We start from the raw sequence: 25337 nt of genomic DNA on the forward strand, positions 1-25337 counted from the left end.
GCCGCCGGAGCGGCCGGGCCCCGGCTGGGTGTGCGGGGTGCGGGGTGCGGAGCCGGGGCCCGGCCCTCGGGATCAGACGATGACCCGGTGCCGGTCGGGGGCGTAACCGGCCAGGTTGCGGCGGAGGTTGCGGCTGACGGTGATCTTCTTCAGCCAGCGGTCGGTGCCGTCGTAGCGGGCCTTGAAGGAGCGTCGGCCGTGCGCGGCCTGGTAGTTGTCCACGACCAGCAGGGTGCCGGGGCCGACCACGACCTCCTGCTGGACCCGGGTCAGCTCGGCCATCAGCCGGTCCAGGGCCTCGACGGCCTCCCGGTCGTCCCCGGCGCAGCGCATGAACGGCAGGTCGATGCGCAGGTACGGGGAGAGGCCGTCGCCGAACAGCGCGCTGGTGGGCGCGGGGTCGTCGGCCATCCGGCGGAGCTTGGCGAGCGCCGGGTGGCCGGGGTCCGAGGTCTCCAGCTGCCGGATGTGCTCGGTGTCCGGGAGGATGTGGTACCGGTCCTGGGAGAGCACCTCCCGGGTGCGGTCGTCGAGTTCGACGTCCCGGACGGAGGCGACGATGGTCGGCACCGCGTCGGCGTTGCGCAGGCCGAGCAGGATCAGGTAGTCGCAGCGGTTGGGGTGGAAGCCGTCCTCGGTGTGGAACTCCAGGAGGGCCTCGCTGCCGTAGCCGCTCTGCCGGTCCTCGTCGCCGCGGATCGGCAGCACGTTCTGGATGATGCTGCCCTCCTGGAGGGTGGCCCAGCCGAAGGGCTCGCCCAGGGCCAGGCCGACCAGCGCGAGCATGGCCTCCTGGGTGCGGGCCGATTCCAGCGCGATGGCGTCGCGCCAGTGCCCGGGGGTCGGGCCGAGTTCGACGTCGTCCACCGGGAGGCCGTGCACCAGGCAGGCGGCGGCGGGCTCGCGGCGGCGGAAGTCGGCCAGGAAGGCCTGCAGGCCGACCGGCAGCATCCGGTCGAACTGCCAGGCGCGGTCGTAGAACTGCTCGTCCAGCGGGTTGCCGCAGTCGTCGGCGATCTTGTGTGCGGCGAGGGCCAGTTCGGCGGCCTCGTCCGCGCTCAGGGTGTACTCGGCCAGCCGGCCCCGGAACGGGGTCGGAGCGGTGGCAGTGGACGGTTCGTGACGGGTCATCGGGCGTTCCCTTGCTGTTCTCCGACCGGTTCGGCCGGGTGGCGGACGGATGGTCCTGTGCCGCCTGCCCGGGGCAGGCGGCGGGGCGGTGTCACGGGCGGAGGGCCGAGCAGGGTCCCGGCTGGCTCCGCCGCCCGGGTCGGTCAGTCCTCTTGGGCGAACTTGGCGATGAACTCGTCGAGTTCGTCCTGGTCGAGGTCGACGAGCGGCTCCTCGGCCTCCTCGTCGGCGCTCTGCGGCGCCGACTCGGTGACCACGGCGGCCAGTTCGGCGACGGACTTGTGGGTGAAGACGTCCCGCGGGGAGATCTCCAGCCCGGCCTCGCGCGCCGCGGTGACCAGCTTGATCGACATGATCGAGTCGCCGCCGAGCGCGAAGAAGCTGTCGTCGATGCCGATCCGCTCGACCTGGAGCACGTCGACGAACAGCTGCCGCAGCAGTTCCTCGCGCGGGGTGCGCGGCGCCCGGCTGCCCTCGGCCGCGGCGAAGCGGGGGGCGGGCAGCGCGGCCCGGTCCAGCTTGCCGTGCGGCGTGGTGGGCAGCTCGGGGATCTCGACCACGGCGGCCGGCACCATGTACTCCGGCAGGTGGGCGGCGACCCGCTCGCGCAGCGCGGCGGGGTCGGTGCCGTCCGGCCCGGCCGGGACCACGTAGGCAACCAGCTGTCGCGAACCGGGGGTGTCCTCGCGCAGCTGCACGGTGGCGTGCCGCACGCCCGGGTCGGCGGCCAGCACGGCCTCGATCTCGCCCGGTTCGATCCGGAAGCCGCGCAGCTTCACCTGGTCGTCGGCGCGGCGCACGTAGTCCAGCCGGCCGTCCGGCAGCCAGCGGGCGATGTCGCCGGTGCGGTACATCCGGTCGCCCGGCGCGCCGAACGGGTCGGCGACGTAGCGGCTCGCGGTGAGGTCGGGCCGGTGCAGGTAGCCGCGGGCCAGGCCGGCGCCGGAGATGTACACCTCGCCGGGCACACCGGCCGGCAGCGGGCGCAGGCAGTGGTCCAGGACCCGGATCCGGGCGCCGACCACCGGGACGCCGATCGACACGGCGACGCCGGGCTCCAGCGGTCCGCCGACGGTCGCGATGATCGTCGTCTCGGTCGGGCCGTAGATGTTCAGCATCCGCCGGCCCGGGGCCCAGCGGGCCACCAGTTCGGGCGGCAGGACCTCGCCGCCGGTGACGAGGGTGATCCCTTCCGGGAGGCTGCCGTCGGCCATCGCTGCCAGCGAGGACGGCGGGATGGTCAGGGTCTGCACGCCGGTGCGGGCCACCCAGTCGGCCAGCGGCTGCCCGGGCAGCATCTCGTCGTAACTGCCGACGACCACGCAGGAGCCGCTCAGCAGCGCGGTGTTGAGCTCGCCCATGGCGCCGTCGAAGCTGGGCGAGGCGAACCACAGCACCTTGCGGCCGGGGCCGAGGTCCAGGTGGCGCCGCTGGGTGGCGAGGAAGCTCGCCAGGCCGGCGTGGGTGACCAGGACGCCCTTGGGGCGGCCGGTGGAGCCCGAGGTGAAGATGATGTACGCGCCGCAGGCGGGCAGCAGCGGGCGGCCGCGCTCGGCGTCGGTGACCTCACCGGACGGGGTGTCCGCCGGGGCGGTCAGCCGGTCCGTGGTCACCACCCGGTCGCGCAGCTCCGCCGGGATCCCGTCCACGGCGTCGGGCGCGGCCAGGATCAGGTCCGGCCGGGCGTCCGTGAGCATGAACCCGATCCGGTCCGCCGGGTAGTCGGTGTCCACCGGCATGTGGACGGAGCCGCTCTTCCAGATCGCCAGGATGGTGGTGACCAGTTCGGCGGTGCGGGGCAGGAGGACCGCGACGACGCGCTCCGGGCCGGCCCCGTGCGAGAGCAGGACGCGCGCCAGCCGGTTGGACCGGCCGTCGAGTTCGGCGTAGCTCAGCTCCTCGGTGCCGGTCAGCACGGCGGGTGCCCCGGGGTGCTCGGCGACCCGCTCGGCGAACAGCGCCGGGATGGTGGCCGCGGGCGTGGCGGGGGCGGTCGCCGCCCACCGTTCCAGGACGGCCTCCCGGGTCGGCGCGGCCAGCAGGTCCAGCGCGGCGAGCCGGGTCCCCGGCGCCTCGGCGAAGGTCTCCAGCACCCGCAGTACCGAGGCCAGCAGGTCGCCCGCCTCGGCCTCGCCGTACAGGTCGGTGCGGTAGTGGAGCTTGACGTCCAGCTGCTCGCCCGGGCGCACCAGCAGCCGCAGCGGGTAGTGGGCGGAGCCGGGGACGGACGGCTCGCGCAGCCCGATGCCCAGGCCGGGGACGGGCTCGCGCGCCTCGGCGTGGTCGATGCCGGCGTTCTCGAAGCCGACGATGGTGTCGAAGAGTTCGCCGAGCCCGACCGCCCGCTGGATCTCGGGCAGCCCGAGGTGGTGGTGGGCGATCAGCTCGGACTGCTCGGTCTGCATCCGGACCAGGGCGGCGGACAGCGGCTCCGCCGGGTCGAGCACGGCCCGGAACGGCACGGTGTTCATGACCAGGCCGATCGCGTCCTCGATGCCGGGCAGCTCGGGGGAGCGCCCGGACACCGAGGCGCCGAAGACGACGTCGCCCCGGCCGGTCAGCCGCTCCAGGGCGATCGCCCAGGCGCCGTTCAGCAGGGTGTTCACGGTGATCCCGGCGGCCCGGGCCGCGGCGGTGATCCGGGCCGAGGATCCGGCGTCCAGGACCGCGTGGGCGGTGCCCTGCGCGGCGAGCACCGACAGGTCGGCGTGCGGGGCGACCAGCGTGGGCTCGTCCAGGCCCGCGAGGGCCCCGGCCCAGGCCCGCTCGGCCGCCGCGCCGTCCCGGCCGGCCAGCCAGGCGAGCACCCGGCGGAACGGCACCGGCTCGGGCAGCCCCTCGGCGGAGCCGCCGGCGGCGTACGCGGTGAACAGCTCGCGGTAGAACAGCGGCACCGACCAGCCGTCCAGCAGGATGTGGTGGTCCGTCACGACCAGGACGTGGCGGTCCCCGGCGAGCCGGACCAGCAGCGCCCGCAGCAGCGGGGCGGAGCCGATCGGGAACGGCCGGTCGTGCTCCTCTGCGACCAGTTCCCCGACCCGGCGGTCCTGCTCCGCGGGGGCCAGGGCGGCGAGGTCGACCTCCCGCCAGGGCACCTCGACCCGCTCGGGGATCACCTGCACGGCCCGGCCGGAGCGCAGCCGCGCGAAGCGGGCGCGCAGGTTGGCGTGCCGGCCGAGGACCGTGTCGAAGGCGGCGCGCAGGACGGCGGGCGCCACCTCCCCGTCCAGGTCGAAGACCTGCTGGGTGACGTACGGGTCGACCCGGTCGGGCGCGAGCAGGGCGTGGAAGCTCATGCCCTGCTGGAGCGAGGTCAGCGGCCACACCTCGACGGCGTCGGGATGGGCGGCGTCGACCTCGGCGCGTTCCTCGGCGGTCAGCTCCGGCAGCGGGCCGTCGGCCGGCGGTTCGGCGCCGGTGTCCCCGGCGTCGGCGGCCCGGGCGGCGGCGGCCAGGGCGGCCACCGTGCGGTGCAGGAAGACGTCCCGGGGGCTCAGCGCGAGCCCGGCCCGACGGGCCAGCGCGGAGAGCCGCATGGACAGCAGTGAGTCGCCGCCCAGGTTGAAGAAGTTGTCGTGGATGCCGATCCGCTCGACCCGCAGCACCTCGGCGAACAGGCCGTGGAGCAGTTCCTCCTGCTCGTCGCGCGGCTCGCCGCCCGCGCCGTCGCCCTCGAAGCCGACGGCGGGCAGCGCCGCCTTGTCCACCTTGCCGTTGACGGTCGTCGGCAGCTCGTCCAGGACGACCACGGCGCTCGGCACCATGTAGCCGGGCAGCACCTCGGCGGCCCGGGCGCGCAGCGCCCGCCCGTCCGCGGTGGCGCCGGGCGCGGCGACCACGTAGGCGACCAGCACCGGGGATCCGGGGCGGTCCTCGCGGGCCACCGCGACGGCGTGCCGCACCTCGGGCGCGGCGGCCAGCACGGCCTCGATCTCGCCCGGTTCGACCCGGAAGCCGCGGATCTTGATCTGGTCGTCGGTGCGGCCGAGGAAGACCAGGGTGCCGTCGTCGTCGCGCTGGGCGCGGTCGCCGGTGCGGTACATCCGGGTGCCCGGCGCACCGAACGGGTCGGCGACGAAGCGCTCGGCAGTGAGCACCCGCTGCCCGAGGTAGCCGCGGGCGAGGCCGGCGCCGGCCAGGTACAGCTCGCCGGTCACACCCGGCGGGACGGGCCGCAGCGCGTCGTCCAGCAGGTGCGCCCGCAGGTTGTCGGCGGGGCCCCCGATCACCGGGTGCTCGTGCGCCGCGAAGCGGGCGTACATCGGGTCGACGGTGCACTCGGCGGGCCCGTAGAGGTTGTACGCGGACAGGCCCCGGGTGTCGCGCAGCCGCCGCCACAGCGGCTCGTCGACGGCCTCGCCGCCGAGCGCGAGGACGCGGACCGTACGGCCCTCGTCGAGCAGTCCCTCGGCGATCAGCTGGCGGGCGAAGCTCGGCGTGGTGTCCAGCACCTCGATGCCGTGCCGGGTGACGTGGTCGAGCAGGGCGTGCGGGTCGGCCCGCAGCTCCTCCTCGATCATGTGCAGCTCGTGGCCGCCGACCATCCACAGCAGCTGGCTCCACGAGGCGTCGAACACCAGGGAGTTGGTCAGCGCGGCGCGCAGCGGACGGCCGGCCGCCGCCTGCTCCGGCTCGAACAGGTGGTTGCGGTGGCTGTGGAACATGTTGGCCAGCGACCGGTGTTCGATCGCGACGCCCTTGGGGCGGCCGGTGGAGCCGGAGGTGTAGACGGTGTAGGCGAGGTGGTCCGGGCGCAGCGGGGCGAGCCGGTCGGCGTCGGTGAGGACGGCGCCGTTCTCCTCCCGGGGGAGTTCGTCCGGCAGCACCCGCTCGGTGCCGCCGGGCAGCCGGGCGGCGGCCGCGGCGGTGGTGACGACGAGGTGCGGGCGCAGTTCGCCGAAGACGGCGGCGATCCGCTCGACGGGCTGTTCCAGGTCGACCGGGACGTACACCGCACCGGACTTGAGGATCGCCAGCAGGGCAACGACGGCCCCGGCGGTGCGCGGCAGGGCCATCACCACGGGCCGTTCGGGGGCGGCGCCGCGGGCGACCAGCTGCCGGGCGAGCCGGTTGGCGGCGGTGTCGAGTTCGGCGAAGGTCAGCTTCTCGGCGCCGCAGCTGACGGCGGGCGCGTCCGGGGTGCGGGCGGCCTGGGCCTCGAACAGGTCGACCAGGGTGCCGGGCGGTGTGGCGACCGGGGCCGGGGCGGCGGCCCGGTCGATGCGGCGGCGTTCCTCGGCGGTGAGCAGCGGCAGCCGGCCGACCGGGGTGTCCGGCCGGTCGACGGCGTGCCCGACGAGCAGGGCGAGGCGTTCCAGCAGGGCCTCGGCCCGCTCCTTCGGGTACAGGTCGGGGCGGTGGTTGAGCTCGAAGACGGTGGTCGGGCCGGGGAAGACGGCGAGGCTGAGCGGGTAGTGGGTGCCTTCCGGGACCTCGTCGACGGCCTCACCGGCAAGGGCGAGGCGCAGACCGGCAACTTCGACGCCGCGGGCGGAGGCCGGCAGCGGGAAGTTCTCGAAGGCGAGGGTGGTGTCGAACAGGCTGTCGTGGCCGCTGATCCGGTGGATGTCGGCGAGGCCGAGCCAGGAGTGCTCGCCGAGTTCGGACTGCTCGTCCTGGATGCGGTCGAGCAGGGCGCCGAACGGCTCGGTGGGGTCGATCCGGACCCGGGCCGGGACGGTGTTGATCAGCAGGCCGACGACCCGGTCCACGCCGGGGACGGCGGCCGGGCGGTCGGCGACGGTGCAGCCGAAGACCACGTCGTCGCTGCCGGTCATCAGGGCGAGCAGCAGCGACCAGGCGCCCTGGATCACGGTGTTGACGGTGAGGTTGCGGCCGCGGGCGGCCTCGGCCAGCGCGCGGGAGCGTTCCTCGTCGAGTTCCAGGCGGATCCGGCGCTGGGAGACGCCGCCGGCGGCCGGTTCGGCGCCGCGGCCGAGCAGGGTCGGGCCCTCCAGGCCGGCCAGTGCCTTGCCCCAGGCGGCCTCGGTGGCGCCGCGGTTGCGGGCGCCCAGCCAGCCGAGGTAGTCGCCGACGGAGACCGCCGGGTCCAGGGCGGTGGCGTCGCCGCCGTGGGTGAGGATCCGGAACAGGTCCTCGACGACCACCGGCATCGACCAGCCGTCCAGCAGGATGTGGTGGTTGGTCAGCACGAGGACGTGCCGGTCGGCGGCCAGGGCGACCAGGGTGAAGCGCAGCAGTGGCGGCTGGGTCATCTCGAAGCGGCGGTGGCGCTCCTCGGTGAGCACCTCCCGGAGCCGGGCCTGCTGTCCGGCCGGGTCGAGGCCGGTGAGGTCGGCCTCGGTCCACGGCAGTTCCACCTGGGACGCCACGGCCTGGAACGGCTCGCCCGAGCGGCGCTGCAGGAACCCGACGCGCAGGGCGGGGTGGCGGGCCACGACCAGTTCGCAGGCGCGGCGCAGCGCGGTCCGGTCGAGCGGTCCGGTCAGCTCGATCGGGAGCTGCATGTTGTAATGGTCGACGCCCTCCTGTCCGCCGTCGTACAGGGCGTGGAAGAGCATGCCCTCCTGCAGCGGCGTCAACGGCCAGATCGCGTCGAACGAGGTCGGCTTCATTTCCCACTTCTCCAGTGCGCTTCGAGTTCGGCGAGCTCGTCGGCGTCGAGTTCGATCCGGGGCGCCGCCGGCGGGGCGACGGCGGCCTCGGGCTCGGTCTCGGTGGCGACTTCCGCCAGAGCCGCCACGGTGCGGTGACGGAACACGTCCCGTGGGGTGAGGGACAGGCCTGCGATCCGGGCCCGGCCGGCCAGCCGGGTGGAGGCGATGGAGTCGCCGCCCAGGTCGAAGAAGTTGTCGTCGATGCCCACCTGCTGTCCGTCGAGCACCTCGGTGAAGAGGCGGCAGAGCAGGCGCTCGCGGTCGGTGCGCGGCTCGCGCCGCTCCCGTCGGCCCGCCTGCGGGGCGGGCAGGGCGGCCCGGTCGAGCTTGCCGTTGGGGGTGAGCGGCAGGGCGGCGAGCGACACGATCGCGGACGGGACCATGTACTCGGGCAGTTGCTCCGCGACCTGCTTGCGGGCGGTGTCCAGGTCGGGCACCGCGCCGGGCCGGGGCACGGCGTACGAGACGATGCGCGGGCTGCCGGGGACGTCCTCGCGGACGACCGTGGCGACCTGCCGGATGCCGTCCACCGCGGACAGTGCCGAGTCGATCTCGCCGAGTTCGATCCGGTGGCCGCGGATCTTCACCTGGTGGTCGGCGCGGTCGAGGTAGCGCACCGCGCCGTCGGGGCGGCGCACGCCGAGGTCGCCGGTGCGGTACATCCGGGTGCCGGGCCGGCCGAAGGGGTCGGGGACGAACCGTTCGGCGGTCAGCAGGGGGCGGCGGGTGTAGCCGTCGGTCACGCCGGTGCCGGCGATGTAGATCTCGCCGGGCATGCCGGCCGGGACCGGACGCAGGGCTCCGTCCAGCAGGTACACCCGCAGGTTGTCGGCGGGGCTGCCGACCGGGACGTCGGCGGTTCCGGTCTCCGACCCGGCCTGCCAGGTGGTGGTGTAGACGGAGACCTCGGTCGGGCCGTACAGGTTGTGCAGGTCGGCGTCGGTGGCCGTGCGGAAACGTTCCACCAGACCGGCGGTCATCTTCTCACCGCCGCAGAACACCTGGCGCAGGCTGTCGCACCCGGCGGCGCCGGGCTCCAGCAGGAACAGCTCCAGGGTGGACGGCACGAACTGCGCGGTGTGGATCCGCTCGGTGCGGATCAGCTCCGGCAGGTAGCCGGGGTGCTGGTCGGCCTCCGGCAGCGCGACCACCATCGTCGCGCCGACGTGCAGGGTCCAGAAGATCTCCCACACCGACGGGTCGAAGCTGATCGAGGTGCGCTGCAGCACCCGGTCGCCGGGCGCCAGCGGGAAGCGCCGCTGCATCCAGCGCAGGTAGTTCACGATGCCGCGGTGGGCGACCACGATGCCCTTGGGGCGACCGGTGGACCCGGACGTGAAGATCACGTACGAGGTGTGCACCGGGTCGACCGCGCGGTCCGGCGCCGGGCCCGCGTCCTCCCGCGCCGACAGCTCGGCGAAGCTCCGCCCGTCCAGGGTGAGCGCCGGACGGGCGTCCTCGGTCATCGCCCGCACCCGCTCCGGCGGATACTCCGGGTCCAGCGGGAGGTAGGCGGCGCCGGTGCGCAGCACCGCGAGCAGCGCCACGACCAGGTCCACCCCGCGCGGCAGGGCCACCGCGACCACGTCACCCGGGCCGATCCCGTCGGCGGCCATGGCCGCGGCCAACCGGCCGGAGAGCGCGTGGAGTTCGGCGTAGCTGACCCGGCGCTCGCCGTACACCACGGCCTCGGCGTCCGGTGTGCGGCGGGCCTGCGCGGTGAACAGCCCGTGCAGGGTGCCCTCCTCGTGCGCCACGGCGGTCTCGTTGCACGCCCCGACCAGCTCCCGGCGCTCCTCGGCGTCGACCAACTCGACGCGCCCGAGCGGAAGTCCGGGCTGCGCGACGAAGGCCCGCAGGTACCGCTCCAGCCGCTCCAGCAGTGCCTGCGCCTGCTCGGCGGTGTACAGGTCGTCGCGGTAGGTCAGCTCCAGCCGCAGCTGCGGGCCGGGGTGGACGATCAGGCTGAGCGGGTAGTGGGTGACGCCCGTGCGGTCGGACTCCGCGACCGCGATCTCCAGCCCCGGCAGGGTGCGGCGGATCGCCTCGCGGTCGGCCGGCGCGTTCTCGAACACCATGGTGGTGTCGAAGAGTTCACCGAGGCCGAGGCCGCGCTGGATGTCGGCCAGGCCCAGGTGGTGGTGCGCGCCGAGCCCGGCCTGCTCGGCCTGGACCTCGGTGAGCAGCTCGGACAGCGTCCGCTCGGCGGAGAGCCGGACCCGCACCGGGACGGTGTTCATCACCAGGCCGACCAGGTCCTGCATCCCGGCCAGCTGCGGCGGCCGGGCGGAGACCGAGGCGCCGAAGACCACGTCGTCCCGGCCGGTCAGCTGCCCGAGCAGCGCCGCCCAGGCGCCCTGGAGGACGGTGTTCACCGTCAGACCGGCCGTACGGGCGCTGCGGCCCAGGTCCGCGGAGAGCTTCCCGGACAGCGACCGGCGGATCAGCGCGGGCATCTCGGTGGTCAGCGGCGCCCCCGGGGCGACCAGGCAGGGCTGCTCGATCCCGGCCAGCGCGCGCTTCCAGGCGTCCGCGGCAGGCCCCTTCGGCTGGCGGTCCTGCCAGCGCAGGTAGGCCGCGAAGGAGACCTTCCCGGACGGCTCGGAGACCTCGGAGTAGGCCGCGAACAGGTCCTTCAGCATGATCCCGACGGACCAGCCGTCGAACAGCACGTGGTGGCTGGTGAAGACCAGCAGGTGCCGGTCGTCGGCGGTGCTGATCACGGCGAACCGCAGCAGCGGCGGCTTCGCCAGGTCGAAGCGGGTCGCCTTGTCGGCGGCCAGCAGTTCGGCGGTGCGCGCCTCCTGCGCGTCGGCGCCGAGTGCGCGCAGGTCGTGCTCGGCCCAGGGCACCGCCACCGCGGCCGGAATGGTCTGCCGGGCCTCGCCCAGGCCGTCCAGCTCGAAGTGGGCGCGCAGCGCGTCGTGCCGGGCGACCAGCGCGTCGCAGGCGGCGTGCAGCCGGTCGAGCGCGACCTCGCCGGTCAGCTCGAACACCATCTGGCCGATGTACGGGTCGGCGCCGGTGTCGTCCGCGTACAGCGAGTGGAACAGCATGCCCTGCTGCAGCGGGGTCAGCGGCAGCCCCGCGGCCGGGCCGCCGGCGTCGGTCAGCAGCGACCGGTCGAGGTCCGCGGCGCGGCCGCCGTCGGCGACCGCGGCCATGGTGGCGGCGGTGCGGTAGGTCAGGACGTCCTGCGGGGTGAGCGCGAGCCCGGAGTTGACCGCCCGTGCGGCGAGCTGGACGGCGGTGATGGAGTCGCCGCCCAGGTCGAAGAAGCTGTCGTCGATGCCGATCTCGTCCGCGCCGAGCACCTCGTGCAGCAGCTCGCACATGACGGTCTCGGTCCGGGTGCGCGGCGGTCGGCGGGTGGCGCCGCCGCGGATGTCGGGCTCGGGCAGCGCGTCCCGGTCGATCTTGTTGTTGGAGGTGAGCGGGAAGGCGTCCAGGGCGACGACCGCGGCGGGCACCATGTGCTCCGGCAGGGTCCGGCCGACCCAGGCGCGCAGTTCGGCGGGCTCCACCCCGGCGTCGGGCGCGGGCACCACGTAGGCGACCAGGCGGCGCGCACTGCCCTGCGCGGCGCGGGCCACCACGGCGGCCCGGGCGACCGAGGGGTGCGCGGTGAGTCTGGACTCGACCTCCCCGAGCTCGACCCGGAAGCCGCGGATCTTCACCTGGTGGTCGCTGCGGCCGACGAAGTGCAGCTTGCCGTCCGGCCCCCAGGAGCCGTTGTCGCCGGTGCGGTACATCCGGCTGCCGGGCGGGCCCCAGGGGTCCGCGACGAAGCGCTGCGAGGTCAGGTCGGGCCGGCGGTGGTAGCCGACCGAGACGCCGGGGCCGGCCAGGTGGATCTCGCCGGTCACGCCGGGCGGCACCGGGCGCAGCAGCGCGTCCAGGACGTACACCCGGGCGTTGTGCAGCGGGGAGCCGATCGACGGCGTGCCGGGGCCGGTCAGCGGGCCGGTCATGGTGGTGAACACGGTGCTCTCGGTGGCGCCGTACACGTTGTGCAGCCGGTGCGCGCCGCCCCAGCGGCGGACCAGCTCGGCCGGCAGCGCCTCCGCGCCGACCGCGATGATCAGGTCGTCCGGCAGCGAGCCGGGCGGGAAGGCCGCCAGCACCGACGGCACGGTGCCCACGCAGCTGACCCGGTGCTCGGCGATGAAGTCGGCCAGCTGCGGGCCGGGCATCAGCCTCGGCGGGGCGATCACCGCGCAGCCGCCGCTCATCAGCCAGACCGACAACTCCCACATCGACGGGTCGAAGCTGGGCGAGCTGATCATCAGCACCCGCTCGCCCTCGCGCAGCGCCAGCACGCCGGGCTGGGACTCGGCGAAGTCGGCCAGGCCGGTGTGCGGCACCAGCACGCCCTTGGGGCGGCCGGTGGAGCCCGAGGTGTAGATCATGTACGCGATGTCGGCGGGGGTCGGCGCGGTCGGCGGCGCCGGCTCGGCGGGGTCGGCGGCGTCCAGCGCGGCGGCCACCGCGGCGTCGTCGAGGTGCACCGCGGCCAGGCCGTCGCGGGCCGGGAGCCCGTCGGCGTGCCGGGTGAGCATCAGGTCGGGCCGGGCGTCGGACAGCATCCCGTCCACCCGGTCCGCCGGGTAGCCGGGGTCCACCGGGAAGTAGACGGCGCCGGCCTTCATCACCGCGAGCAGCGCCACCAGGTTGTCCAGGCCGCGCGGCAGGGCGACGGCGACGAAGCCGCCGCGGTGCACCCCGCGCTCCACCAGCATCCGGGCCAGCCGGTTCACCCGGGCGTCGAGTTCGCGGTAGGTGAGGGTCCGGCCCTCGAACTCCACCGCGTCGGCGTCCGGGGTGCGCGCCGCCGAGCGCTCGAACAGCTGCGGCAGGGTGACCCGCTCGGTCGGCCACTCGGTGTCGTTGAAGTCGTTCACCACCCGGTCCTGCTCGACCGCCGTCGCCAGTTGGAGGCGGGCCAGCGGGGTGTCCGGGTCGGCCTCGGCCAGGCGGTGCAGGAAGGCCAGCAGCCGGACGGTGTGGGCGTCCAGGTCGGCCTGGTCGTAGCGGGCCTCGTTGCCCTCCAGGCGGACGTGCTGCCCGCCGGCCGGATCGGGGAACAGGGTGAGGACCAGGTCGGGGACCTGCCCGGCGTTGAGGCCGGTCACCGTGGCGGGGAAGCCGGCCAGCTCGGTGCGGTCGCCGGTGGGCACCAGGTTGAGCGCCGCGTGGAACAGCCGGTCGCCCGCGTCGCGCATGCCCAGCTCGCGCCGGATGTGCTCGTGCGGGAAGCGCTGGTGGGTGAGCAGTTCGCCGAGCCGCGTGGAGGTGTGGTCGATCAGCTCACCCACCGTCATCCCCGGGTCCAGCCGGACGCGCAGCGGCAGTTCGTTGGCGAGCATGCCCGGGGTGGTGCGGGCCGCGTCGGTGCGCCGGACGGTGGCGGTCAGCCCGAGCACCAGGTCCTGGTGGCCGCTCAGGCCGCTGAGGTAGGCGGCGACGCCGGCCGCGACCACGGCCGTCCAGTCGGTGCGCCGGCGCCGGCCGAGCTTGCGCAGGGCGGTCGCGTACGTCGAGGTCAGCAGGGTCTGGGCGCGCAGCACGTCGCCCACCCAGTCGGCGGCGCGGGCGGCCACGGTGACCGGCTCGGGCCGGTCGGCCATCCGCTCCAGCCAGTACGCACGGTCCGCCCCGTACTGCTCCGAGGCCAGGTACGCGGCCTCCTCCACGGGCAGCAGCAGGGAGGACGGCAGCGGGCGGCCGCCCGGCTCCTCGCCGGCGACCATCGCCTTGTAGAGCGCGTTGATCCGCTCGGTGAGGATGGCCAGGCCCTGGATGTCGGTCAGCACGTGGTGGTAGCTGCTGTACCAGAACCAGTGCCCGGGACCGAGCCTGAGCAGCACGTCCTCGCCCACCGGCCCGTGCCGCAGGTCGTACGTGGTGCTCATCCGGTCGGCGATCCACCGGTGGGCGGCCAGCTCCGGGTCGGCCCGGTCGGCGAGGTCGACGACGTCCCAGCCGGCGTTCGAGCGGCCCAGGTACTCCTGGTACGGGCCGTCCGCGTCCTCGCCCAGCCGCACCTCGAAGACCTGGCTCTCGGCGTGCGCCTGCCGGATCGCGCGGTGCCACAGCTCCGGGTCGAGCGGGCCGCGGATCTCGAAGCGGCGCACCAGGTTGAACCGCGGCGAGTCCGGCGCGAACTGCTGGGCGAGCCACAGCGCCCGGCCGGCGGCGGTCAGCGGCGTCCGGTCCCCGGCCCGGCGGACCGACGGGTGCGGACCGGATCCTTCTTGATCGCTTGCCCGGTACACACCTGGCTCCTCTCCGCGGCGGTCGGCCGGCGGCCCGGGCGGCCCCCCGGCCGGTGGCCCGGGACCGCGCTCACAGTTCTCGCCGCCGATGCTTGCGCGCGAGCAGTGAACCGACCAGGAAACTGACCGGCAATCGACCTTGCTGGTCCGGGCCGCGCGGCGGACCGGAGTTGCCCGCTCGATTCCTGGCTTCCTGCCCGTACGAACCGGAGGATGCGGCCTGGGCGGCAGCCACGTTGCTCCGAAGAATGCAAGGATCTGGGAGGAATCGGTCAATGAGCATCCCCGACAGGGCCCTGCTGGACTGGGTCGAGGAGGCCTCGGAGGAGCGCGGCCTGCACTTCGCCGGTCCGGGTGACTCCTGGGAGTTCCACAGCTACGCCGAGCTGGCCGACAAGGTGCTGCGCACGGCCGAGGCCCTGCGCGCCGCCGGTGCCCGGGACGGCGACGTGGTGGCCGTGGTCCAGCGCTGCAGCCCCGGCTTCGTCGCGACGTTCTTCGGCGCCATCGCGGCGGGCTGCACGCCCTGCTCGATCGCGCCGCCGTTCGCGTTCCAGCGTGGCGGCGAGTACGCGGAGCACGCGCGGGCCCTCTTCGACACCGCCCAGCCCCGGGTGATCGTCTGCGACGAGGAGTCGCGGAGCTCCGTGCGCACCGTCACCGAGGGGCTCGACCTGCCCGAGCCGGTGGTCTTCGACGCCTTCATCGCCGACGTCGAGCCGGCCCCGAAGCCGTACCCCCCGGCCGAGTTCGCGCTGCTGCAGTTCACCTCCGGCTCCAGCGGCCGCTCCCGCGGCGTCCTGGTCGGCCACGAGGCGCTGACCAACGACGTGAACGCGATGCACCGTTGGCTGGAGTGGCTCCCGGAGTACTCGGGCGCCTCCTGGCTTCCGGTGCACCACGACATGGGCCTGATCGGCTGCATGGTCAACTTCGTCACGATGAGCTGCGACGGCTGGATGATGCAGCCGGAGGACTTCATCCGCTCCCCGCTGCGCTACCTGCGCTGCATCAGCGACAACAAGGTCGGGCTGACCGCCATGCCCAACTTCGGCCTGGCGTACATCCTGCACCGGGTGAAGCCGGCCCAGCTGGAGGGCCTGGACTTCTCCTCCTTCCGCTCGCTGATCCTCGGCGCGGAACGGATCGACCCGCAGGTCCTGGAGGGCTTCGAGGCGCTGCTCGGCCCGCACGGCTTCGACCGGCGCGCGCTGCTGCCCGCGTACGGCGGCGCGGAGGCCACCCTGGCGGTCACCGGCCTGCCGATCGGCGAGGGCTGGAGCGAGGTCACCCTGGAGGGCGACCAGGCCGGGCGCTTCGTCGGCTGCGGCCGTCCGCTGCGCGGTGTGACGGTCACCGTGGTGGACGACGAGGGCGCCGAGGTGGCGGACCGCGTGGTCGGCGAGGTGCTGGTGAGCGGGAACACCCTCGGCACCCGCTACCAGGGCGCCGCGGGCACGGCCTCCGGCACGGTGCTCGACGGCGGCGTGCTGCACACCGGCGACGCCGGCTTCCTGCACGAGGGCCAGCTCTACGTGGTCGGCCGGCTCGGCGACGGCGTCAAGGTCCGCGGCAAGATGGTCTTCGCCGAGAGCCTGGAGGCCAAGCTGCACGAACTCGGCATCCCCCAGCGGCGGGTGGCCGTCCTGCTGGGCCACCGCGAGGACCGCGCGACCGGCGTGGTCGTCCTGGAGAAGCCCGACCCGCAGTGGCAGGCCGCCGCGCACGCGGTGCTCTCCGAGGCCCTCGGCAACGAGGCCGACCTGCTCGCCGTCGAGGTGCCGCGCGGCGGCCTCGCCGTCACCTCCAGCGGCAAACCGCGCCGCCGGGTCATGTGGGCGGCGCTGACCGCCGGCGACCTGGGCGGCGACATCCGGAGCCTGACGCCGGCCTGACCGGCCTGACCGGCCCCGGAAGCGCCGCCCTGCCGCCTCAGGCCGCCGAGCCGGCGGGTACGCGCTTCCGGGACCGGACCGTGACGACCAGCGTGCGCGCCAACAGCATCGCGCCGAACGAGATGGCCAGGAAGCCGAACCCGGTCCGGATGTCCTGGTTCTGACCGACCTTGAAGAAGGCCGTCCGGGAGACCAGCAGCCCCGCCCAGACCGCCACCGCGTACAGGCCGCCCTTGAACACGGCGTACCCGGCGGCGTCCCGGGTCAGCGGGAGCAGCGCGCCGTACGCCACGCCCAGCACCAGACCGACCCCGGTGATCGCCGCACCGAGCCCGATCGAGGCGCCGCTCCGGTGCTGGTCGATCAGGTCGTCCTGGAGGGCTCCGACCGCGATCGGAATCAGCGGAAGCACCCACAGGAGAGCGGTTAAGCGCTGGTCCCTGAACTCGCGGACAAGTCCGAACAGCAGAACGGCTGCGGTCAGAATCTCGACCATGTTGTCTTTCACGGGGAAATCCCATCGTGTGTGAGGCGCCCGCGTCGGCACCGGTGCCGTGAGCACGGGCGCGGCCTCGTCAGATCGGCGCAGAGGCACCCTACTGCAGCCCCCGCCGGCGGAATAGGGACGTCTTCCGGACGCCTCCGCAGAACCGAATTCCCCTGGTGGAGACCGTTACACGCGATCGGCAGCTGGAATGCAATTTCGATTGCCGGGCACTTGCCTGGCCGGGCCGCGCGGCAGCCGGAAGCATGGCCGACGCGGGCCTGCCGGACGGCCCCGGACACCTCTGATGTGCCCCAGCCCCACTGCCCCGGCGATCCCGGCCGATCCCGGCCGGTCCGCGCCGGACGTCGCCCGCGGACCGCGCGACCGCAACCCGCCCCGGTTGGAGACCACCCAGTGCCTGCCCACGACTCACCGCTGGAAGCGGTCCTTCCGCTCGCGCCCCTGCAGGAGGGGCTGTTCTTCCACTCGCTGCTCGGCCAGGACGGCGTCGACGAGTACGTCAGCCAGGCCGCGCTGCGGCTGGACGGCCCGCTCGACCGGGACCGCCTGCGCGCCGCCTGCCGGGCCGTGGTCCACCGGCACGCCGCGCTGCGCACCTCCTTCCAGCAGCGGAAGAACGGGCAGGCCGTGCAACTGGTGCACCGCAAGGTCACCGCGCCCGTCACCGAACTCGACCTGGACGGCGCCGCGGACGCCGAACTGGCCCGTCACCTCACCGAGGAGCGACTGCGCGGCTTCGACCTGGGCGCCCCGCCGCTGATCCGCTTCTCGATCGTCCGGACCGCTCCCGAGTCGCACGTCCTCACTCTGACGCATCATCACATCCTGCTGGACGGCTGGTCGTTGTCGACCGTGCTGCGCGACCTGGTGACGATCTACGCGGCCGGCGGCGACGACAGCGCCCTGCCGAAGGCCGTCCCCGCCACCGGCTACCTCGCCTGGCTGGCCAAGCGCGACGCCCGGGTGTCCGAACAGGCGTGGCAGCTGGCCCTCGCCGGGCTCGAAGCGCCCACCGTGACCGGTCCCGAGCACACCGGCGCGGCCGAGGAACTCCCCGACCTGGTCACCGCCGAACTCACCGCCGACCTCACCGCCGCCGTCCGGGACGCCGCCCGGGCCCGCGGCCTGACCCTCAACACCGTCGCCCAGACGGCCTGGGCGCTCACCCTCGCCTCGCTGACCGGGAAGACCGACGTCGTCTTCGGGCAGACCGTCTCGGTGCGCTCCGCCGCGGCCCCCCGGGTCGAGGAGATGGTCGGGCTGCTCATCAACTCCGTTCCGGTGCGCGTGCGCCTGGACCCGGCCGAACCGCTGCACGCCCTGCTGGACCGGGTGCAGCGCGAACAGTCGGCGCTCACCGAGCACCACCACCTCCCGCTGCCCGAGATCCAGCGGACCGCCGGCCACGGCACCCTCTTCGACACCTTCCTGGCGCTCGCCGACCCGGGCGGCGACGACGGCGCCGCCCAGCCGGTGGCCGGACTGCGGATCTCCCCGGTCGCCGACGACCTGGTGGCCGCCGACCCGAACGGCGCCCGCGGCTCCACCCACTACCCGCTCAGCCTGGTGGTCGTCCCCGGCGACCGGCTGATCCTCGAACTCACCCACCGCCGCGAGGTGTTCGACGCCGACCTGGCCCGCGGCGTGCTGCGCCGGCTGGAGGCCGCGCTCACCGCCCTCGCCACCGCCCCGGACGCCCCGGTGGCCGCCCTCGACCTCCTCGACGACGCCGCCCGGGCCGCCCTGCCCGTCCCCGGCGTCCCGGCCCGCGGCCCCGCACCCGTGACCACCGTGCCCGCACTGTTCGAGGCCAGGGTCGACGCGGCGCCGGACGCCGTCGCGCTCTCCGACCGGCACCGCACGCTCAGCTACCGGGACGCCAACGCCGCCGCCAACCGGATCGCCCGCGCCCTGATCGCGCGCGGCGTCGGCCCCGAGTCCGTGGTCGCCGTCCTGCTCCCGCACGACGCCGACCTGGTCGTCGCCCTGCTCGGCGTGCTCAAGTCCGGCGCCGCCTACCTGCCGATCGACCCGGCCCTCCCGGCCGAACGGATCGCCTTCATGCTCCGGGACGCCCGGCCCGCCGCGGTGCTCACCGACCGCGCCCCCGGCGACCTCCCGGCCGAGGCACTGCGGCCCGCCGACCTCCTGGCCGAACCGCACCCGGACGGCAACGTCACCGACGCCGAACGGACCTGCCCGCTGCGCCCCGGAAACGGCGCCTACCTGATCTACACCTCCGGATCCACCGGCCGCCCCAAGGGCGTCCAGGTCGAACACCGCTCCGTCGGCGTCTACCTGGAGTTCGCCCGGAACACCTACCCGGGGCTCGCCGGGACCGCGATCGTGCAGTCCCCGATCTCCTTCGACTTCACCGTCACCGGCGTCTTCGGCGGCCTCACCGCCGGCGGCCGGGTGCACATGGCCGAACTCACCGAGACCGCCCCGGCCGGCCTCGGCCCGGCCACCTTCGCCAAGGTGACGCCCAGTCAGATGCCGCTGCTCGCGGACACCCACGCCTGGCTCTCGCCCACCCGCGACCTGGTGGTCGGCGGCGAACAGCTGTCCGGTGCGATGCTGCGTGCCTGGCGGGCCGGCAACCCGACCGCCACCGCCGTCAACGAGTACGGCCCGACCGAGGCCACCGTCGGCTGCATGGAGTTCCGCAGCGGCCCCGACGACCCGATCGCCCCCGGCGCCGTCCCGATCGGCAGGGCGATCCCGGGCGCCGCGATGCACGTCCTCGACACCTGGCTGCGGCCCGTCCCGGTCGGCGTGCCCGGCGAGGTCTACATCGCCGGACCGAGCCTGGCCCGCGGCTACGTGCGCCGCCCCGGCGTGACCGCCGAACGCTTCGTCGCCGCCCCCTTCGGCGCGCCCGGCGAGCGGATGTACCGCACCGGCGACATCGCCCGCTGGGGCGCCGACGGCGAACTCGTCTACCTCGGCCGCGCCGACGACCAGGTCAAGATCCGCGGCCAGCGGGTGGAGCCCGCCGAGATCGAGGCGGAACTGTGCCGGCACCCGGCGGTGCGGCACTGCGTGGTCGTCGTCCAGGCCGGTCCGCCGGCCGACCGGCTGGTCGCCTACCTCGTCCTGGACGGCGCCGCCGAAGCCGCGGAACTGCGCGAGCACGTCGCCTCCCGGCTGCCCTCCGCCATGGTGCCGGACGCCTTCGTCCCCGTACCGGAGATCCCGCTCACGCCCAACGGCAAGCTGGACCGCGCCGCGCTGCCGCCCGTCCCCGACCGGGCCGAGGACCGCGCCGGCGGCCGCCCGCCGCGCAACCGGATCGAGGAACTGCTGGTCAGGCTGTTCGGCGAGGTGCTGAACCGCGACGTCCGCTCCGTCCACGACGGCTTCTTCGAACTCGGCGGCGACTCGATCACCTCCCTGCAGCTGGTCGCCAGGGCGCGCGGCGCCGGCCTCGAACTGACCGCCAAGCAGGTCTTCGAGCACCGCACGGCGGCCGCGCTCGCCACGCTGTCCGGCCCCGCGGCCGGGACGGCCGTCCCGGTCACCCACGACGCCGGGGAAGGCGACTTCCCGGCGCCGCCCATCGTCCACCGGCTCCGCGAACTCGGAGGCCCCGTCGACGAGTTCAACCAGTCCACGCTGCTCACCGTGCCGCCCGGGCTCGGCCTGGAACAGCTGACCGGCGCGGTCCGCGCCCTGCTCGACCGGCACGGCGCGCTGCGCATGCGGCTCACCGAGGACTGGTCACTGACCGTCCCCCCGGCCTGCACCGGCGACCCGGCCCACCACGTCCGCCGGATCGACGTCGCCGGGCTCACCCCGGACGCCCTGGCCGCGGCCGTCACCCAACACGCCACCGAGGCCGCCCACCGGCTCGACCCCCGCGCCGGGAACCTGCTCCAGGCCGTCTGGTTCGACGCCGGCACCGCCTCCGGCCGCCTCCTCGTCGTCGTCCACCACCTCGCCGTGGACGCCGTCTCCTGGCGCGCCCTGCTCCCCGACCTGCACGCCGCCTGGCAGGCCGCCGGCACCGGCGAACCCGCCCGGCTCGACCCGGTCCCCACCTCGCTGCGGCGCTGGTACGAGACCCTCGCCGACGCCGCCGGCCGCCCGCACGTCACGGCCCAGCTGGACCACTGGCGGCGCACCCTCACCGAGGCCGGCCCGCAGCTCACCGACCGCGCCGCCGACCCGGCCCGCGACGTGCACGGCGCCGCCCGCAGCCTGACCGTCGAACTCACCCCCGCCGAGACCGAGGCACTGCTCACCACCCTGCCCACGGCCTTCCGCGCCGGCCCCGACGAGGTCCTGCTGACCGCCCTCGCCCTGGCCGCCGCCCGCTCCCGGGGCACCGGCGGACTCCTCGTCGACCTGGAGGGCCACGGCCGCCGGGACCTCGACGGCCTGGACCTCAGCCGCACCGTCGGGTGGCTCACCACCCTGCATCCGGTCCTGCTCACCCCCGGCACCGCCGCGCTCGACGACGCCGACCTGGCCCGCGCCCTCAAGGCCGTCAAGGAACAGCTGCGCGGCGTGCCCGACCACGGCCTCGGCTACGGACTGCTGCGCTACCTCGACGACCACGGCCGCGCCACCCTCGGCACGCTCCCCCACCCCCAGCTCGCCTTCAACTACCTCGGCCGGTTCACCGCCGGCCCCGAGGCGCACTGGCGCCCGGCCGGCGAGACCGCCGCCCCGCCCGTCCACCCCGACCAGCCGATGGCCCACCCGCTGGAGGTCAACGCGGTGGCCGAGGACGGCGGCCGCGGCCTGCGCCTGACCGCCACCTGGTCCTGGTCCCCCGGTCTGCTCGCCGAACACGAGGTCCGGTCCCTCGCCGAGGAGTGGACCACCGCGCTGCGCGCCCTCGCCGCCTTCGCCGCCCGCCCGGCGGCCCACGGACTCACCCCCTCCGACGTGCCCCTGGTCCGGATCACCCAGGACGAACTGGACGCCCTCGCCCAGGACGGACCGGTCGCCGACGTCCTCCCGCTCACCCCCACCCAGCAGGGCCTGCTCTTCCACGCCCGCTACGAACACGGCGCCCCCGACCTGCACACCGTCCAGACCGTGCTGGAACTCGACGGCGACCTGGACGCGGACCGGATGCGCACCGCCTTCCGGACCCTGGTCCGGCGCCACGAGGCCCTGCGCGCCCGGTTCGACCTGCTGCCCTCCGGCGAACCCGTGCAGGTCCTGGACGAACGCGTCGAAGCCCCCTGGCGCGAGCTCGACCTGCGCCGCGCCGACCAGGCCAAGCGGCGCGAGACCCTCGCCGAGGAACGCCGGGAACCGTTCGACCCGGCCCGCTCCCCGCTGGTCCGCGGCCTGCTGGCGCGCCTCGGCAAACGGCGCCACCTGCTGGTGCTGACGCTCCACCACATCCTCGTCGACGGCCGCTCCAGCGCGATCCTGCTGCGCGACCTGGCCCACCTGTACCGGCACGACGGCGACGACACCGACCTGCCCGACACCGTCCCGTACCGCCGGCACTTCGACTGGCTGGCCCGGCAGGACGCCGAAGCCTCCCGCGGCGCCTGGCAGAAGGCGCTGTCCGGCGCCGACCCGACCCTGCTCGTACCGGACGGCGACCCCGCGCGGGTCCACGCCCAACCGCTGCGGCGCACCGCGGAACTCCCCGAGGAGACCACCGAAGCCCTCCGCCGGGCCGCCCGCACACACGGCGTCACCCTCAACACGGTGGTCCAGGCGGCCTGGGCGCTCACCCTGCACCGCCTCACCGGGGTCCCCGAACCGGTCTTCGGCGCCACCGGGTCGATCCGCACCCCGGAACTGCCCGGCCACGAGGACCTGGTCGGCCTGCTCGTCACCACCGTGCCGGTCCGGGTGCGGCTGGACCCGGACACCGGGCTGGACACCCTGCTGCGGGACCTCCACCGGGAGCAGACCGAACTCGCCCCGCACCGGCACCTGGCGCTCGGCGAGATCCTGCGCGCCGCCGGCCGGCGCCGGCTCTTCGACAGCTGCCTGGTGTTCGAGAACTACGCCGCCGCCGAGGCGGTCGGGACGGCGCCCGCCCCCGGGCGGTCGTCCGGCGACCTGCGGATCGCCGACACCTTCGGCCAGGACCCGTACCACTACCCGGTCCGGCTGACCGTCACCCCGGAGCAGCGGCTGCACCTCGCGCTCAGCCACCGGCCGGACCTGGTCCCGGCCGCGGTCGCGGAACGGGCCGGCGAACTGCTGGTCACGCTGCTGCACGCGATCGCCGAACGGCCGGCGGCGAAGGTCGGCGAACTGCTGCCCGACTCCGACGCCCTGCGGGCCGCCCGGGACACCCTGGCGGTGCTGGCCGCCGAGGCGATCGGCGCGGCGGGCCGCCCGGCCGGGCCGTCGGGCGCGTCGGGGTCGTCGGGGGCGTCCGGGTCGTCGGGGGCGTCCGGGTCGTCGGGCCCTGCCGGCTCGTCCGGCGGCACCGAACCCGAACCCCTGGACGCGGACGACGACTTCTTCGCCCGCGGCGGCGACTCACTGGCCGCGCTGCGGCTGTCCGGCCGGATCGAGGCCGCGTTCGGCCACCCGGTCGACATCCGCGCGATCTTCCAACAGCGCACCCCGCGGCGCCTGGCCGCACTGTGCGTCCCGACCACCACCCGGACGGTCTTCGCGGACCCCGACACCCGCTGACCGCACCCTCCGGCCCGACCGGCCACGGGACCCGACCGAACCGATACGGCCCCATGGCCTCCGCAACCTCCGCGGCCCCCGCGGCCCGACCCACCGAGCGACCCACACACCGCCCCACAGAACGACCCACCGAGCGCCCCGCAACGAAAGGCACGAGTCTGATGCAGAACCCCTTCGACAACCCGGACGGCACGTTCCTGGTGCTGCGCAACGATGAAGGGCAGCACTCCCTCTGGCCGTCGTTCGCCGAGGTCCCGGCGGGCTGGACGGTCGCCCACGAGAAGGCCGGCCGCCAGGAGTCGCTGGACTACATCGAGCGCAACTGGACCGACATCCGGCCGCTGAGCCTGGTCGCCGCCATGGAGTCCGAGTCGGCATGACGGACGACCGCAGCGGTGACACCGTCGTGGTGACCGGCCTCGGCGCGGTCACCCCCCTCGGAGCGACGGCCAAGGACACCTGGTCGGCGCTGCTCGCCGGGCGCGGAGCCGTTGCGGCCCTGGACGAACCCTGGGCGGCCGAGCTCCCGGTCCGGATCGCGGCACGGGCCGCGGCCGAGCCCGGCGAGCTGCTGGACCGGGTGCTCGCCCGCCGGGTGGACCGGGTCGGTGCCTTCGGCCTGGCCGCCGTCCGCGAGGCCTGGGCGGACGCGGGCCACACCGGGCCGGCCGGCACCCCCGGCGCCCCGGACCCGGAGCGGGTCGCGGTGGTGCTCGGCACCGGCATCGGCGGCGTGCACACCGTCGTGCACAACCACGAGGAACTGCGCACCCGCGGGGCCCGCCGGGTCTCGCCGCACGCCGTGGCGATGCTGATGGGCAATCACACCGCCGCGCTGGCCGCCCTGGAGGTCAACGCCCGCGCGCAGGCGTCGGCCCCGGCCACCGCCTGCGCGGCCGGCGCGGACGCCATCGCCACCGCGCTGGACCTGATCCGGCTCGGCCGCGCCGACGTCGTGGTGGCGGGCGGCGCGGACTCGGGCGTCCACCCGCTGGTCGCCGCCGCGTTCGCCTCCATGCGCGCCCTCTCCGGCCGCCACGACGAGCCGCACCGCGCCTCCCGGCCGTTCGACCGGGACCGCGACGGCTTCGTCCTCGGCGAGGGCGCCGGGGTGCTGGTGCTGGAGAGCGAGCGTCACGCCCGGGCCCGCGGGGCGCACCGGTACGCCGTCCTCGCCGGCGCCGGACTGGCCTCCGAGGCGCACCACCCGACCGGCCCGCGGCCGGACGGCGGCGGCCCGGCCGCCGCGCGACGCCGGGCCCTGGCCGACGCCCGGCTCGACCCGGCCGCGGTCCGGCACGTCCAGGCGCACGCCACCTCCACCCCGGCCGGCGACGCGGCCGAGGCCGCGGCGCTGCGCACGGTCTTCGGACCCGACGCCGTCCCGGTCTCGGCGATCAAGTCGATGACCGGCCACCTGCTGGGCGCCGCCGGCGGGCTCGCGGCGGTCGCGGCCGTCCTGTCCCTGTCCGACGGCGTCGTCCCGCCGACCCTCAACCTGGAGCACCCGGAGGAGGGCCTCGGGCTGGACGTGGTCCGGGACACCCCGCGCGAACTGCCGGCCGGCCCCGCCGCCGTCCTCTGCAACGCCTCGGGCTTCGGCGGGCACAACGTCTCGCTCGCCTTCACCCGTTCCACCCGCTGAACCGACCCGTCCGCTCACCCGCTGAACCGACCCGTCCGCCGCATCGCCCGTACTGCCGCACCGCCGAACCGCCCGCACCTCCGCACTTCCGTACGTCCGTACTGCCCTGTCGAAATCCACACCTGTGAGGTTGAGAACGTGCGACGCACCATGCTGAAGTCGAAGATCCACCGCGCCACCGTCACCCAGGCCGAGCTGCACTACGTCGGCTCGCTGACCCTGGACCCGGTGCTGATGGAGAACGCCGACCTGCTGCCCGGCGAGCTCGTCCACGTCGTCGACGTCGACAACGGCGCCCGCCTGGAGACCTACGTCATCGAGGGCGAGCGCGGCTCGGGCGTGGTCTGCATCAACGGCGCCGCGGCCCGTCTGGTCCACCCGGGCGACACCGTGATCATCATCGCCTACGCCTCGGTCGAGAACGACGAGGCCGCGGACCTGAAGCCGGCCGTCGTCTTCGTCGACAAGGCCAACGCGGTCGTGAAGGTCGGCGTCGACCCGGCGTCCTGACCGGCGCCCCCGGGTGCCCGCCGGCCCGTACCGGCGGGCACCTGCCGTCCTCCCCGGTCCACCTCCCGCGGCCCTCCGCCGCCCTCCGCGGCCCTCCGCGACCCTCCGCGACCCGTCCAGGCCCGTAACCTG

The 25337-nt window shown here is 75.0% G+C and carries 9 protein-coding genes; 5 read left to right on the forward strand and 4 right to left on the reverse strand.

Going from position 1 to position 25337, the window contains the following annotated elements:
- Window positions 1-72: 72 nt before the first annotated feature.
- The 3 genes from gntD to AB0D10_RS09465 form a co-directional block, all read right to left on the reverse strand.
- Window positions 73-1131, reverse strand: a complete 1059-nt coding sequence (gntD, locus tag AB0D10_RS09455) for a guanitoxin biosynthesis L-enduracididine beta-hydroxylase GntD (RefSeq protein ID WP_360253636.1) — start codon at window positions 1129-1131, stop codon at window positions 73-75.
- 143 nt (window positions 1132-1274) lie between these two features.
- Window positions 1275-7706, reverse strand: coding sequence for an amino acid adenylation domain-containing protein (locus AB0D10_RS09460; protein WP_360253638.1), 6432 nt, complete (start codon window positions 7704-7706; stop codon window positions 1275-1277).
- Complete coding sequence (locus tag AB0D10_RS09465; RefSeq protein ID WP_360253640.1) at window positions 7703-14023, reverse strand: amino acid adenylation domain-containing protein; 6321 nt, start codon at window positions 14021-14023, stop codon at window positions 7703-7705. Before AB0D10_RS09465 ends, AB0D10_RS09460 begins: the two co-directional genes overlap by 4 nt.
- 275 nt (window positions 14024-14298) lie before the next feature.
- Between AB0D10_RS09465 and AB0D10_RS09470 the strand changes: the two genes are divergently transcribed.
- Entirely contained in the window at window positions 14299-15918 is a 1620-nt protein-coding gene (locus AB0D10_RS09470; protein WP_360253642.1) for an AMP-binding protein, read from the forward strand.
- A 37-nt stretch (window positions 15919-15955) separates the two neighbouring features.
- Here AB0D10_RS09470 and AB0D10_RS09475 read toward each other — a convergent pair whose 3' ends face one another.
- On the reverse strand, window positions 15956-16414 hold the full coding sequence (locus tag AB0D10_RS09475) for a hypothetical protein (protein ID WP_360253644.1): 459 nt from the start codon (window positions 16412-16414) through the stop codon (window positions 15956-15958).
- A 405-nt stretch (window positions 16415-16819) separates the two neighbouring features.
- Between AB0D10_RS09475 and AB0D10_RS09480 the strand changes: the two genes are divergently transcribed.
- The 4 genes from AB0D10_RS09480 to panD all read left to right on the forward strand — a co-directional run bounded on the left by AB0D10_RS09480 (window position 16820) and on the right by panD (window position 25205).
- Complete coding sequence (locus AB0D10_RS09480; RefSeq protein ID WP_360253646.1) at window positions 16820-23050, forward strand: amino acid adenylation domain-containing protein; 6231 nt, start codon at window positions 16820-16822, stop codon at window positions 23048-23050.
- Window positions 23051-23211: 161 nt separating this feature from the next.
- Window positions 23212-23430, forward strand: coding sequence for an MbtH family protein (locus AB0D10_RS09485; protein ID WP_360253648.1), 219 nt, complete (start codon window positions 23212-23214; stop codon window positions 23428-23430).
- Complete coding sequence (locus AB0D10_RS09490; RefSeq protein ID WP_360253650.1) at window positions 23427-24695, forward strand: beta-ketoacyl-[acyl-carrier-protein] synthase family protein; 1269 nt, start codon at window positions 23427-23429, stop codon at window positions 24693-24695. Before AB0D10_RS09485 ends, AB0D10_RS09490 begins: the two co-directional genes overlap by 4 nt.
- A 138-nt stretch (window positions 24696-24833) precedes the next feature.
- On the forward strand, window positions 24834-25205 hold the full coding sequence (gene panD / locus AB0D10_RS09495) for an aspartate 1-decarboxylase (RefSeq protein WP_189913070.1): 372 nt from the start codon (window positions 24834-24836) through the stop codon (window positions 25203-25205).
- The last annotated feature ends 132 nt before the right edge of the window (window positions 25206-25337 follow it).

This window comes from Kitasatospora sp. NPDC048545, from assembly GCF_040651155.1.
In the GTDB taxonomy this organism is placed as follows: Bacteria; Actinomycetota; Actinomycetes; order Streptomycetales; family Streptomycetaceae; genus Kitasatospora.

Excerpts from the sequence above, each read along its gene's own strand:
- gntD (WP_360253636.1), bottom strand. The coding sequence starts at position 1,131 with ATGACCCGTCACGAACCGTCCACTGCCACCGCTCCGACCCCGTTCCGG.
- AB0D10_RS09460 (WP_360253638.1), bottom strand. The coding sequence starts at position 7,706 with ATGAAGCCGACCTCGTTCGACGCGATCTGGCCGTTGACGCCGCTGCAG.
- AB0D10_RS09470 (WP_360253642.1), top strand. The coding sequence starts at position 14,299 with ATGAGCATCCCCGACAGGGCCCTGCTGGACTGGGTCGAGGAGGCCTCG.
- AB0D10_RS09475 (WP_360253644.1), bottom strand. The coding sequence starts at position 16,414 with ATGGTCGAGATTCTGACCGCAGCCGTTCTGCTGTTCGGACTTGTCCGC.
- AB0D10_RS09485 (WP_360253648.1), top strand. The coding sequence starts at position 23,212 with ATGCAGAACCCCTTCGACAACCCGGACGGCACGTTCCTGGTGCTGCGC.
- AB0D10_RS09490 (WP_360253650.1), top strand. The coding sequence starts at position 23,427 with ATGACGGACGACCGCAGCGGTGACACCGTCGTGGTGACCGGCCTCGGC.